Consider the following 12,647-nt stretch of genomic DNA (forward strand, 5'->3'; position numbering starts at 1 on the left):
GCGGTGATAGGGTGTCTCGACGGCCGTCATAACCGCGTCTCCGCAGCCCGATCGGCGGACTGCAAACGATGCTTCGCGACCCGCGAAACCCCACGCCACGGCGCGAACCGGCAATGTCGTTCCGACACGGTCCGGACATGAGCAACGGGATGGGCGCAATGCATTTCGGGCGAGGCTCTACACTTTAACGGCAATTCGGCGCAGACGATCGCAATCGGCGGTTAACAATCCGATATCGCCCTGCTCCTAGATCTGCCATTAACCTCCCCAATTCTAGCGAATTGACACGTCTTTCTTTCAACCTGCCGTCCGCATTGCCTTTGCCGGCATGAATTTTCTAAGCACGGCCTCGATCATGTCAGGGCTCACGGGCTTCATGATGTGGTCGTCCATGCCCGACGTCTTGCATTGCTGCAGGTCGATATCGAGCGCCTGCGCAGTGACCCCGATGATCGGCGTTTTCTGCCCCCTGGCACGCTCAGCCGACCTTATCGCGACCGTGGCGTCGAAGCCGTTCATGACCGGCATCGAGACATCCATCAGCACCAAAGCGGGCTGCAGCTCGTGCCAGAGTTCGACGGCTTCGCGGCCGTTGGCGGCGATCCGGTGCGAGATGCCGAGCCCCTCCAGGATCTGCGTGAATACGAACTGGTTGATCTGGTTGTCTTCGGCAACAAGCACGTCGACTTGCGGTGTCGGCGGGGGCGCGACGATCCCCTCGCCTTCAAACGACAGCGACCAATCCGGCTGCGGCGTCGGAGAAACCGCCGTCCGCTCGGAGCAGACGCGGAAGATTTCCGCCAGCACCGCGGCGCCGTCCTGCTCAGCCGAAAGCGGGAGGATCGGGCAGTGGCGCCAAGCCGCAGCGATTTGCGGTTTCTCGGAAAATGCCAGGTCAAGCAGCAGGACATCGAGCTTGATGCCGGCGTCCTCGGCCGCACGGGCGAAGGCGCGAAGCTCATCGGCATCGCGAACGGCGCAGGCGTCGAGCCCCGAGCCGCGCAGGCGCGCGACGAGCCGGTCTTCCATCGCCCGGTCGGCCGTGGCGACCAGCACACGAAGGCCGCGGGCGGGCAAGGTCTCGATCATCGACCCTGCTTCCACAAGCTGCTGGACGTTCAGCGCCCGGAAGGGATCATAGAAATTCTGCGCCGCTGCGAAGATGCTGTAGTCGCGGATCTGCAGGCCGACCTCGGTCCGGGGCGCATCGCTGCTCTGATGCAGGACGGCGATATCGGTCACGTCGTTCATGCAGGTGACGACGAAGTGGCGGCCGGGCATGCCGACACGGTACTTGCGCGTCAGCACCCAGAGGTCACTGCCATCGGCGCGCACGACGTGCTCGGCCTGCGAGTACGGCTTGCCGGTTTCGAGTACCATACGGTCCGACTGTTCGAAACGTTCGGCAAGCTCGCTTTCGACCAGATCCCAGGCGGAGCGGCCGAGGATGGCATCCTGCTGCAGATCATGGATCAGGCAGAAGGCCTTGTTGACGGCGATATAGTTGAGATTGCGGTCCTTGACGCAGATCGGATTGGGCTGGGCGTCGAGGATCTGCTCGGTGAGCTCGACGCGCTCCAAATCCGTCTGAAGCTGTTCGTCGCGCTTCTTCTGATCGGAAACGTCGCTGATCGACAGGATGCCGATGCCGCTCGACAGGCGGCGCTTGCGCATCGACACCCAGCGCGTCCGGCCGGCGCGCTCGACGCTCTCGTAGCGCTCGCGCCAGTGCAGCGCCATATGCTCGGCGATCCAGTCCTCGCGATTGGTGCGCCGACGGCTGCTTTCCGGAACGGTTCCGGGTCGGACGCCGGTATCGTAGACGGCGCCAAGAAAATCTCGAAGACGCGTGCCGGGCATCAGGATTTCCGCCGGCACCGGGAAATATTGCAGCATCGTGCGGCTGGCAAAGAGAATGGTGTCGTCCCGGCTGCAGACAAGCACGGCGATGCCGAGCGCGTCGCAACTCGACTCCAGAATGATCCGGTTGATGTCCGCGCCGTTCGACGCCCCATCGCTCATTGCACTGTCCTCACTCGCCCACTGCACGCTTCGATCGCCTTCGATCTGAGGAAGCATGCAGCCATTCACAATGCTGCAGCGACCTCGGCGCGCCCAAGGGGACGCGTGGCGCTGTAGCGGCGGTTTCATTTCGGGACATGCTGGGAGGCCTTGGCAGGCGTCTCTTCGCGCGGAGGGAGTACGGCGTCCAGCTACGCCGCAATGCTCGAAAGACAAAACCCGTGGTCATTCAGGTTGTTGTGGAAAATCGCAGCAGAGTGTTAAGGGGCGATTAAACCCTCGCTCATTTTTCCGGGTCGACGACCGCGTGTGTTCGAGGCCGGGGACGAGGTGCCATTCCCCCTTCCGTTTCCCAAGCGAATCCGGGAAAATGGCACATGGCCATCAAGCAGCTTTCAGAAACTCTCATCAACCAGATCGCCGCCGGCGAAGTGATCGAACGCCCCGCCAGCGCCGCCAAGGAGCTGATCGAGAACGCGCTCGACGCAGGCGCCACGCGCATCGAAATCGCGACCGCCGGCGGCGGCAAGACGCTGCTGCGCGTGACCGACAACGGCTCGGGCATGACGCCGAACGACCTCGAACTTGCGGTCCGCCGTCACTGCACGTCGAAGCTCGACGACAGCCTGTTCGACATCCGCACGCTCGGCTTTCGCGGCGAGGCGCTGCCTTCGATCGGCTCGGTCGCCCGTCTGTCGATCACGACGCGCACGGCCGGCGCCAGCGAAGGCGCGGTCATCGCCGTCACCGGCGGCAAGACCGACCCGGTTCGCCCTTCACCCGCCAATACCGGCACGGTCGTGGAGGTCCGCGATCTCTTCTTCGCGACGCCGGCGCGGCTGAAGTTCATGAAATCCGAGAAGGCGGAAGCGGCCGCGATCTCCGAGATTGTACGCCGCATGGCGATTGCCTTCCCGGCGGTGCGCTTCGTCCTCTCTGGCAGCGACCGCTCGACGCTCGAATTCCCGGCGACCGGTGACGACCGCCTAGCGCGCATGGCCCAGGTGCTCGGCAAGGATTTCCGCGACAACGCGATCGAGATCGATGCAGAGCGCGAAGACGTGGGTCTCACCGGCTTTGCCGGCGTGCCGACCTACAATCGCGGCAACTCCCTGCAGCAATATGTCTTCGTCAACGGCCGCCCGGTGCAGGACAAATTGTTGCTGTCGGCGATCCGCGCCGCCTATTCCGAGACGATCCCGAGCGGCCGCTACCCGGTTGCGGTGCTGTCGATCACGCTCGATCCGGCGCTGGTCGACGTCAACGTGCATCCGGCGAAGTCCGACGTGCGCTTCCGCGACCCGGGCCTCATCCGCGGGCTGATCATCGGCGCGATCCGCGAGGCACTGACACGCGAAGGCGATCGGGCGGCAACCACCGGGGCACGCGGCATGATGCAGGCCTTCCGGGCCGGGGCCTATCGCCCGCAACCCTGGACACCCGAGACATCCCCGTCCCGACCGGCCCAATTCGATGCCATGCTGCGTGGCCTCGGCGAAGCGCCGCAGGCGAGCTTCGCCGCCTTTGCGGCACCGTCGGCACGCACGGCCGCCCCGACCGAGCATGAGGCGCCGGTATCGCAACAGGATGCGCCGACACCCGCGCCGCAATCCTTCCCGCTCGGCGCGGTACGGGCGCAGCTCCACGAAAACTACATCGTCGCCCAGACGAATGACGGTCTCGTCATCGTCGACCAGCATGCCGCCCATGAGCGGCTGGTGTTCGAGGCGATGCGAACCGCGCTGCATTCGCGACCCGTCGCAGCGCAGGCGCTGCTGATCCCGGAGATCATCGATCTGGCCGAGGACGACTGCGACCGGCTGATGGCTCATGCGGCGGAGTTCGCGCGCCTTGGTCTTGCCATCGAGCGCTTCGGCCCCGGGGCAATTGCGGTGCGCGAGACGCCGGCGATGCTCGGCGAAATGGATGCCGTCGGCCTGGTACGCCAGCTTGCCGACGAGCTTGCCGAATGGGACACCGCCAACGGCCTCACAAGCCGGCTCGAATATCTTGCGGCGACGATGGCCTGTCATGGATCGGTCCGTTCCGGCCGACGCATGCGCACCGAGGAAATGAACGCTTTGCTGCGGCAGATGGAAGCAACGCCCGGCTCCGGTCAATGCAACCATGGGCGGCCGACCTATATCGAGCTCAAGCTTTCCGATATTGAACGGCTGTTCGGACGAAGCTGATAGCGCGCGGCCGCGAAATGCGGCTGGCATTTTGCCTGATGGCGAGCTAGACCAGAGAACAGACCACAAGGACGTTACAGGCAACGAACATGATGAACCGGTTTGAAGGAAGTACGTCGCGCGAGGCGAAGATCCGTTATCTCGACGGCGACTTTCAGATCGTCCTCGCCGGCTCGCATGTGATCTGCGCGATGACCGGCAGAACCATTCCCGTCGACGAGTTGCGCTACTGGAGCGTCGCCCGGCAGGAAGCCTATGTCGATGCGGAAGCCTCGGTCGAGGCGGAAAAGCGCGCCGGCGCATTGCCGAACCAGCGCCGCTAAGGCGACGTCCCCAAGTCTCTTCCCCGGATACAAATAACCGTTACTTGCCTGCACCTTCGCGCAACTTGCGGGCGCGTGCGGCGACAAGCGCCGTCTCGATGATTTTTGACGGCGCCATGGGATCGTCGAAACGCACGTCGATCTCGATCACTCGGCTGGCCGCGGCCAGCTCGGCCGCGCGGCCATGGCCGGGCTCGAGCCGAACCATGTCCTTGGCGGTGGTGACCAGCGTGCAGCCCAAGGCCGTCGCCCGATCGAGCAGATCGGCGATCTCGTCATCGGAAAAGTGATGATGATCCGGAAAGCTGCGGGTTTCCTCGACGATGGCACCGGTCTCACGCACCGTGCGATAGAATTTTTCCGGATCGGCGATACCGGCCCAGGCGAGGACCTTGACGCCCTTCAGCGACCCGTCGTCGAGCCTCACCACATCGGCCTCGTAGATCTGCTTGCCGGCGCGGGCCGCACGGCGGATCAGGGCATCGGCCTCCGTGCCGTCGCCGATCTTCAGAAGTGCCGTTGCATGGCGCAACTGAATGGGAAGCGGCGCCCGCACAGGACCGGCCGGCACCAGATAGCCATTGCCGATGCCGCGGCGCGAGTCGATCACCAGAAGCGCAAAGTCGAAGGCGAGACGCGCGCTCTGAAAACCGTCGTCCATGATGATTATATCGGCACCTTCCTTCACCAGGCGGCGGGCGCCGTCGACACGGCGGCGGCAGACGACGGTCAACGCCTCGCGCGCCAGAAGCAAAGGCTCGTCGCCGACGTCGCGGGCGCGGTGATGCTCAATGTCCACGATCGTGGTCACGTCGAGAGAGCCGCCATAGCCGCGGCTCAAGAAGCCGGGCTTCAGCCCTTTCTGACGGATGACGCGGGCAAGGGCGATCGCCGTCGGCGTCTTGCCGGCACCGCCGACGGTGAAGTTGCCGATGCAGATGATCGGCACGGGAACCGATGCACGGTGGGCGCGGTCCATACGCATGCCGGCAATCCGCCCGTAGAGCCATGAAAACGGCCATAAGGCGCGGGCACGCCAATCCGCCTTGGTCCACCAGAATGGCGGCGCTTCCGATACCATCTTCCTTCCGTGGCCCCCAGCCGGTCTCGTCCATCCGCTTTGGGAGGACGCATGTCTTCTTGCCGTCGCAAGCCGACGGATTGCCCCAAAAAACGTCAGAATGTGAAAAAACGCAAGCTATGGATACGATTGCAGCCGGGTTCAGCCGGCCCGCCTCACGCGTTTCCTGGATTTGCGCCTGCTGCATAATTCCTTAAATCGGAATCGATTTAAGAACAAAATTATGCAGCAGCTCAAAGCGTTACGACCTTAGCGCGTCTTCACAGACGCGCGGCGCTGTAGAGGACGGCCTCAAGCTCGGTGATGTCGGCGAGGCAATGGTCCGAGGCTGCAGCGAGCGATTGGCGTGAACCGGTTCCGGTCAGCACCGCGACCGTCATGCCGACACCGGCACTGCGGCCCATGTGCATGTCGTGATTGTTGTCGCCGACGACAACGACCTGCTGCGGCTCAAGGCCCGTTGCGGCGCAAAAGCCGAGCACCATGCCGGGCTCCGGCTTGACGCCGTAACCGCTGTCATAACCCGCCACATAATGCAGGTAACCGTCAAAACCGAAGCGCCTCGCGGTCTCGCGGATCGACTTTTCATTGTCGCTGGAGGCGACGCCAAGACGATAGCCCTTGGCATGCAGGCCGGCGAAGAAGGTGCCAAGGTCGGTGACCGGGACGGCATATTCCGCCGAGCGCGCGAACAGACTGTCGAACAGGGTCGTCAGATCCTCCACCGTGAAAGGCGCGCCCGCGCCCACGAAACCGGTCGCGATCTCGATCGTGTTGCCGGCGGCAAGAAGGCTGTCGGGCAACACATGGCCGGTATCGGCATCCATGCCGCCCGCTTTCAGCAACGTGCGGGCCAGCACCTCGTCGCCCTTGGCCGCGATCCGCGCCAGCTCATAGTTCACCGGCACCCAGCTCTTGGCATAGTCGAGCAGGGTTCCATCCTTGTCGAACAGGATACCGGCGATGGCTTTGGATGCGGTCATGATGAGAGGTCGCCTCCTGCTTGTGTCAGCTTTCGGTCGGGGGATTGAGCCGCGCCTTGACGATGAGCGGATTGATGTAGGGTTCGAGCCCCTTCATCGTCGCCGACAGAGCGCCACGCATCTCTTGCACGGTTTCGAGGCCGGCATCGATCATCGAGCGACGCATGTCGTCGTTGGCGAGCAGATAGTTGACGCCCTTCGCCAGCATCTCGACGTCGCGCACGATCTTGGCGCTGCCGTTCTTCGCCAGCGTCTGATAGGTCTCGCGAAAATTCTGGACATTGCCGCCGGACAGGATCGCGCAGCCGAGCATCGCCGGCTCCAGCGGATTCTGGCCGCCTTCGGCAAAGAGCGAGCGGCCGACAAAGGCGACTTCGGTCAGGCGAAGATAGAGGCCCATTTCGCCGATGGTGTCGCCGAGGAAGATATCGACATCCGGCGTCAGCGGCTCGCGCCGGGTGCGGCGCGCGACCTTCAGGCCCTTGGCCGTCAGCGCCGCCTCGATCGCATCGCTACGCTCGGGATGGCGCGGCACGACGATCGTCAGGAGGCCGGTCCGTTCCTTCAGCGCGCGATGCACGACGCCGGCAGCGTTCTCCTCGCCGTCGAAGGTCGAGATCGCGGCCCAGGTCTTGCGCGTGCCGATCTGCTGCTCGTACTCCCGCAGCGCCTGCGGGTCGTGCGGCGGCGCGTCGGTATCGACCTTCAGGTTGCCGGAGACCATGACCGGCAGGGCACCGAGCGTGCGGAAGCGTTCCGCGTCGACATCGGACTGGGCGATGACCAGCGCCAGGTTTTCAAACAGCGCGTCAGCCAGCCCCGGCCGCCGCTTCCAGCGGGCGAAGGTGCGATCGGACAGGCGGCCGTTCACCAGAACCTGCGGAATATGGCGCCGGCCGAGCTCCAGGATGGTCATCGGCCAGATTTCGGACTCGGCGATGATTGCGAGATCCGGCTCCCAATAGTTCAGGAACCGGCTGACCGCCGGCTTGAAATCGAGCGGCACATACTGGTGGATGACGCTCGTTCCCAGGCGCTGGGCGACGACACGTGCCGAGGTCATTGTTCCCGTCGTCAGCACGACGTTGATGCCGCGCCTACGGATTTCCTTGATCAGCGGGATGACCGCATTGGTCTCGCCGACGCTGGCGGCGTGAAACCAGACGAGCGGCCCCTGCGGTCGTGGTGCGCTGGCATGGCCGTAGCGCTCGCGACGGCGCGCCGGGTCCTCCTTGCCCTTCGCCGCGCGAATGGCAAGGTAGGACCAAACGAGGGGATAGATGGCCGAGCCGATCCAGCGGTAGCTGGAGAGCGCCAGGCGCGCGCGAAAGCTGCTCATGACGAGACACCTTCCTCAGCCGTCTCGGCCGGGAGAAATTCAGGGGCGACTGGCATGCGGGTTTGCGCCGCGCATCCCCACCTCATCGGCATCAGCCGTTTTCCGGGTCGAGCAGACGATGCATGTGGACGATGAAATAACGCATGTGAGCGTTATCGACGGTCATCTGTGCCTTGGATTTCCAGGCGGCAAGCGCGCTTTCATAGTCCGGATAGATGCCGACGATATCGAGCTTGTCCAGGTCGCGGAAGTGAACGTCCGTCAGCGTGGTGAGTTCACCGCCAAAGACGAGGTGCAGACGTTGTTTCTTCTCGGATTCGTGAGCCATCGGAATTCCATTTTTTATTTTTGGGTGTGGGCGTTGATTTGAGGCATTCGGTCCCAAAGGTCAATGGGGCTCCATCGACCGCGATGCGGCGATCAAGCCCGGCAAGAGCGGCTTTGCCGCCGCGCAAAGCACCCCGTGAACGACGGTGGAGCGATTGTAGGACAAGGGCCGATCGTCGAGATCGACGAGCGCGCCGCCTGCCCGGGCAAGGATGAGGTCGGCAGCAGCCAAATCCCAATCATGGGAATTCTTCTTCACCAGCGTACCGTCGATCCGCCCGTCGGCAACCATGGCCAGCCGATAGGCAAGCGACGGCACATGCGGCACGCGCGCGACGGTGTTGCGGTAGAGGGGCGGAAGCTTGCCGACCGTGTCTTCGGCAGCCGCCAGATGCAGCATTTCCCCGGACTTTGCCTCACGCACCGAGATCGCGGCACCATTCTTCAGCGCACTGCCGCCGGCGACCGCCTCGAAGAGTTCGTCAAGCGCCGGGGCATAGAGGACGCCGGCCACGGGTTGTCCCCGATGGACGACGGCGACACTGACGCACCAAAGCTCCTTGCCGGCGATGAAGGCACGCGTGCCATCGATCGGGTCGACGACGAAGACCGTTTCGCGGATCAGGCGGCTGGAGTCATCGTCGGTCTCTTCCGACAGCCAGCCATAGCCCGGCCTCGCCGCAAGCAGCCGCGTCTTCAGTACATCGTTGGCTGCGAGATCCGCTTCGCTGACCGGCGAGCGGCCCTCGTTCTTCCAGCGGACATCGGGCGCTTTGCGAAAATAACCGAGTGCCGTTTCGCCGGCGAGGACCGCGGCGGCGCGGATCAACTCGAGATCCGGCTTCCAATCCGCGCCCAATGGTGCTGTGTCAGACATTCAAAACCTCGTCAGCCCGCCTCTCCATACCATGAGGCGGGATCGGCGCGGAGCACCCGCACCGTTTTTCCCTCGGCTTCCAGATCAGTTCAGTGAACCAATGTGCTGATCCAGCCATTTGTGACGCAACTGCACGGCGCTCTAGAGACCCGCGAGCGTCATGCCCTCGATGGCAAGCGTCGGCGCCGCAACACCGAATTTGCGATCGATGTCGTCTGCGGGCGTCAACGCCATGAACATGTCCTTGAGATTGGACGCAATCGTGACCTCGGAGACGGCAAACGAGAGTTCGCCGTTCTCGATCCAGAAGCCGGAGGCGCCACGACTGTATTCGCCGGTGACCATGTTCACGCCCTGGCCGATCAGTTCGGTGACGTAGAAGCCGGTGCCGACATCGCGGATCAGGTCCTCACGCGAGATCGAACCCGGCTCGAGCGCCAGATTGGTCGAGGCCGGATTGACCGTCGGGCCGCCGCGCACACCGCGGCCGTTGGTCCTGAGGCCGAGTTCGGCGGCGGCCGATGTCGACAGGAACCAGTGCTTCAGCACGCCATCCTCGACCATCGCAAGCTTCGAACCGCTGACGCCCTCTCCGTCGAAGGGGCGCGAGGAGGCGCCGCGCACGATCAGCGGGTCGTCGGTGACGGTAAGGCCGGCCTTCATCACCTGCTTGCCCATCCGGTCACGCAGGAAGCTCGTCTTGCGGGCGACCGACGCACCGTTGATGGCGCCTGCCAGATGGCCGACGAAGCCGCGCGCCATGCGCGGATCGAATACGACGGTGACATTCTTGGCCGTCGGCACCTGGCGCGGATTGAGGCGTGCCACCGCGCGCTCGCCGGCAAGCCGGCCGATCTCTTCGGCCGGCCGCAGATCGCCGACATAGAGGCGGCTGTCGAAATCGTAGTCGCGCTCCATCTTCGTGCCTTCGCCGGCGATCGCGCTGACGGAGCAACCGAAACGCGTCGCCATGTAGGAGCCGGAGAAGCTATGCGAGGTGACGAGCACCAGACCACCCATGCCGGCCGAGGCGCCGGCGCCGCTGGAATTGGTGACGCCCGAGACCGCAAGTGCCGCCTCTTCGGCGGCCAGCGCCGCCTCCGTCAGCGATTCCGTGGAAACCGCGGTCGGGTCGAAGAGATCGAGGTCCGGATAGGACTTTGCCAATTGGTCCACATCGGCGAGCGAGGCAAAGGGATCCTCCGGCGAGGCCTTGGCCATGGCGACGGCGCGCTCGGCAAGCAGCTTCAGATCAAAGCCCGGATTGGCCGACACGCTGGCGACGCGCCGCCCGACGAAAACGCGGAGAGAGAAATCATCGCTTTCGGAGGCTTCCGTCGCTTCGACCTTGCCGAGGCGTACGGAGACGGAACGGGAGCGCCCGCGCACCACCACCGCATCCGCCGCATCCGCGCCGGCCTTGCGGGCGAGGTCCACGAGTTCCGAGGCGCGTTTTTCGAGGTCGGCAGAATCGATCGTGTCTGACATGATGTAGCCTTTCATTCCTGCCCCATTTATTGTGCAGTGACGCAGGCATCAAGGGCATCGGCCTGATTCCCGCCCATACACCGCAAATGACCGCTCTCGAAAGCTCCCTCATCGGGGGCCGGGTGCCCCAATAGTGAAAGCCGCAGGCATGGCAACGACACCGATCATCTATTCTCAAGCGCTGATGCTGCTTGGCGGCGCAGTGGTGGCCGCACCAATCTTCAAGCGGCTCGGCCTCGGCACCATCCTCGGCTATCTCTGCGCCGGCGTGCTCATCGGTCCGGTCGCCCAGAGCATCACCGCGGGCGAGCAGATCCTGCATGTCTCGGAACTCGGCGTCGTGTTCCTGTTGTTCATCATCGGCCTCGAACTGAAACCGTCGCGCCTCTGGCAGATGCGGCGCGATATCTTCGGCCTCGGCACGGCGCAGGTGGTACTGACCGGCATCGTGCTCTCCTCCATCATCTATGCCTTCGGGCTCCTCGGCCAGGGTGGCAGCATCATTGCCGGCTTCGGCCTGGCCCTGTCGTCAACTGCCTTTGCGATGCAGATCCTCGACGAAGGCAACGACCGCAACACGCGCTACGGGCAGCGATCGTTCTCCATCCTTCTGTTGCAGGATCTGGCGATCGTGCCGCTGCTGGCGCTGATCCCGCTTCTGGCGGCGCAGGCGCCCGAGGATACGACGCCGCCACTCGAGGATTTCGCAATCGCCACCACCGCGATCGTCGTTCTCTTCGCTGCCGGCCGCTACCTCGTGAATCCCCTGTTCCAGATCATCGGCCGCACGGGCGCCCGCGACGTCATGATCGCAGCCGCCCTGCTCGTCGTCATGGGCGCGGCAACCATAATGCAGCTCGCCGGACTTTCGATGGCCATGGGTGCCTTCCTCGCGGGCGTGCTCTTGGCGGAATCCTCCTATCGCCATGAACTCGAAGCGGATATCGAACCGTTTCGCGGTATCCTGCAGGCACTCTTCTTCATGGCCGTCGGCCTGTCGCTGGAACTCGGCGTCATCGTCGAGCGCTACCAGTTGATCATCGTTGCGGTGCCGCTCTTGATGGCGTTGAAGAGCCTGGTGCTCTACTGGCTCTGCCGGCTCACCGGAACGCACCACAACGACGCGGTGCGCATCAGCCTGCTCCTGCCCCAGGGCGGCGAATTCGGCTTCGTGCTGTTCACGGCGGCAGCCAGCGCCGGTGTCTTCTCCGACGGCGACGCCTCGCTGCTGGTCGCGATCGTCACGCTGTCGATGGCGCTGACGCCGCTGGCTTCGATGCTGGCGCCGAAGCTGATGCGCGAGCAGGACGAACTGGACGAGGAGATCGACGAAGACTTCGAGGGCGCCGGCGCCGACGTGTTGATGATCGGCTTCTCGCGCTTCGGCCAGATCGCGGCGCAGATCCTGCTCGCCGGCGGCCGCGACGTGACGATCATCGACCATTCCGCCGCCCGCGTGCGCCAGGCCGCGACCTTCGGCTTCCGCATTTACTTCGGCGACGGCAACCGGCTCGACGTGCTGCGCGCCGCCGGCATCGAGCGGGCAAAGATCGTCGCCGTCTGCACCCAGAAGAAGGAAACCACCGACCACATCATCGACCTCGTGCAATCGGAATATCCGAACGCCCGCATCTTCGCCCGCTCCTACGACCGGCTGCATACGCTGGAACTGCGCGCCAAGGGCGTTGACTACGAACTGCGCGAAACCTTCGAGTCCGGCCTCTTGTTCGGCCGCAAGTCGCTGGAGGCGCTTGGGGTTGGTGACGACGAGGCGATCGCGATCATGGACGATATCCGCAAGCGCGACGAGGCACGTCTCGTGCTGCAGGAGGCCGAAGGCATCACCGCCGGTCGCGACATGCTGCATTCGCGTCCCGTCAGGCCGGAACCGCTGGTCAAGCCGAAGCGCGAGGTCGACCACTCCCAGGAGACGGGCGAACGGATCCTGCCGGGGCTTCCCGCGGACGAGCGCGAGAGCGCGTAGCCTCGCCTGCAGCGACCCTGCGGGCCGTCAA

Annotated in this window: 10 protein-coding genes; 3 read left to right on the forward strand and 7 right to left on the reverse strand. The window is 64.3% G+C overall.

Annotated features, from left to right (window positions below; translation table 11 throughout):
* Window positions 1–297: 297 nt before the first annotated feature.
* Window positions 298–2,022, reverse strand: a complete 1,725-nt coding sequence (locus tag ACQ5BM_RS14285) for a response regulator (protein ID WP_429812202.1) — start codon at window positions 2,020–2,022, stop codon at window positions 298–300.
* Between the two features lie 377 nt (window positions 2,023–2,399).
* Here ACQ5BM_RS14285 and mutL point away from each other — a divergent pair, with 377 nt between their 5' ends.
* Window positions 2,400–4,214: a DNA mismatch repair endonuclease MutL gene (mutL, locus tag ACQ5BM_RS14290; RefSeq protein WP_429812205.1), complete on the forward strand. Its 1,815-nt coding sequence runs from the start codon at window positions 2,400–2,402 to the stop codon at window positions 4,212–4,214.
* A gap of 89 nt (window positions 4,215–4,303) precedes the next feature.
* Complete coding sequence (locus ACQ5BM_RS14295; RefSeq protein WP_173515743.1) at window positions 4,304–4,537, forward strand: DUF2093 domain-containing protein; 234 nt, start codon at window positions 4,304–4,306, stop codon at window positions 4,535–4,537.
* Window positions 4,538–4,577: 40 nt separating this feature from the next.
* Here the strand turns inward: ACQ5BM_RS14295 and lpxK are convergent, their stop codons facing one another.
* The 6 genes from lpxK to ACQ5BM_RS14325 all read right to left on the reverse strand — a co-directional run bounded on the left by lpxK (window position 4,578) and on the right by ACQ5BM_RS14325 (window position 10,632).
* On the reverse strand, window positions 4,578–5,618 hold the full coding sequence (lpxK, locus tag ACQ5BM_RS14300; protein ID WP_429812208.1) for a tetraacyldisaccharide 4'-kinase: 1,041 nt from the start codon (window positions 5,616–5,618) through the stop codon (window positions 4,578–4,580).
* 260 nt (window positions 5,619–5,878) lie between these two features.
* Entirely contained in the window at window positions 5,879–6,601 is a 723-nt protein-coding gene (locus tag ACQ5BM_RS14305) for an HAD family hydrolase (protein WP_429812211.1), read from the reverse strand.
* A 25-nt stretch (window positions 6,602–6,626) separates the two neighbouring features.
* Window positions 6,627–7,940, reverse strand: coding sequence for a lipid IV(A) 3-deoxy-D-manno-octulosonic acid transferase (waaA, locus tag ACQ5BM_RS14310; protein ID WP_429812213.1), 1,314 nt, complete (start codon window positions 7,938–7,940; stop codon window positions 6,627–6,629).
* A gap of 91 nt (window positions 7,941–8,031) precedes the next feature.
* Window positions 8,032–8,268 carry a DUF4170 domain-containing protein gene (locus ACQ5BM_RS14315; RefSeq protein WP_173515739.1) on the reverse strand — a complete coding sequence of 79 codons (237 nt, stop codon included), beginning with the start codon at window positions 8,266–8,268 and terminating at the stop codon, window positions 8,032–8,034.
* A gap of 60 nt (window positions 8,269–8,328) precedes the next feature.
* A complete protein-coding gene (locus ACQ5BM_RS14320; RefSeq protein ID WP_429812215.1) occupies window positions 8,329–9,144 on the reverse strand; it encodes a 3'(2'),5'-bisphosphate nucleotidase CysQ in 816 nt (271 codons plus the stop codon).
* A 141-nt stretch (window positions 9,145–9,285) separates the two neighbouring features.
* A complete protein-coding gene (locus ACQ5BM_RS14325; protein ID WP_429812218.1) occupies window positions 9,286–10,632 on the reverse strand; it encodes a TldD/PmbA family protein in 1,347 nt (448 codons plus the stop codon).
* A 148-nt stretch (window positions 10,633–10,780) separates the two neighbouring features.
* On the opposite strand from ACQ5BM_RS14325, the gene ACQ5BM_RS14330 reads away from it, so the two are divergent.
* On the forward strand, window positions 10,781–12,616 hold the full coding sequence (locus ACQ5BM_RS14330; protein WP_429812220.1) for a monovalent cation:proton antiporter-2 (CPA2) family protein: 1,836 nt from the start codon (window positions 10,781–10,783) through the stop codon (window positions 12,614–12,616).
* Window positions 12,617–12,647: the final 31 nt, after the last annotated feature.

It is taken from the genome of Ensifer sp. B1-9, from assembly GCF_050474445.1.
Taxonomy (GTDB): domain Bacteria; phylum Pseudomonadota; class Alphaproteobacteria; order Rhizobiales; family Rhizobiaceae; genus Ensifer.

Excerpts from the sequence above, each read along its gene's own strand:
- ACQ5BM_RS14285 (WP_429812202.1), bottom strand. The coding sequence starts at position 2,022 with ATGAGCGATGGGGCGTCGAACGGCGCGGACATCAACCGGATCATTCTG.
- mutL (WP_429812205.1), top strand. The coding sequence starts at position 2,400 with ATGGCCATCAAGCAGCTTTCAGAAACTCTCATCAACCAGATCGCCGCC.
- ACQ5BM_RS14295 (WP_173515743.1), top strand. The coding sequence starts at position 4,304 with ATGATGAACCGGTTTGAAGGAAGTACGTCGCGCGAGGCGAAGATCCGT.
- lpxK (WP_429812208.1), bottom strand. The coding sequence starts at position 5,618 with ATGGTATCGGAAGCGCCGCCATTCTGGTGGACCAAGGCGGATTGGCGT.
- ACQ5BM_RS14305 (WP_429812211.1), bottom strand. The coding sequence starts at position 6,601 with ATGACCGCATCCAAAGCCATCGCCGGTATCCTGTTCGACAAGGATGGA.
- waaA (WP_429812213.1), bottom strand. The coding sequence starts at position 7,940 with ATGAGCAGCTTTCGCGCGCGCCTGGCGCTCTCCAGCTACCGCTGGATC.
- ACQ5BM_RS14315 (WP_173515739.1), bottom strand. The coding sequence starts at position 8,268 with ATGGCTCACGAATCCGAGAAGAAACAACGTCTGCACCTCGTCTTTGGC.
- ACQ5BM_RS14320 (WP_429812215.1), bottom strand. The coding sequence starts at position 9,144 with ATGTCTGACACAGCACCATTGGGCGCGGATTGGAAGCCGGATCTCGAG.
- ACQ5BM_RS14325 (WP_429812218.1), bottom strand. The coding sequence starts at position 10,632 with ATGTCAGACACGATCGATTCTGCCGACCTCGAAAAACGCGCCTCGGAA.
- ACQ5BM_RS14330 (WP_429812220.1), top strand. The coding sequence starts at position 10,781 with ATGGCAACGACACCGATCATCTATTCTCAAGCGCTGATGCTGCTTGGC.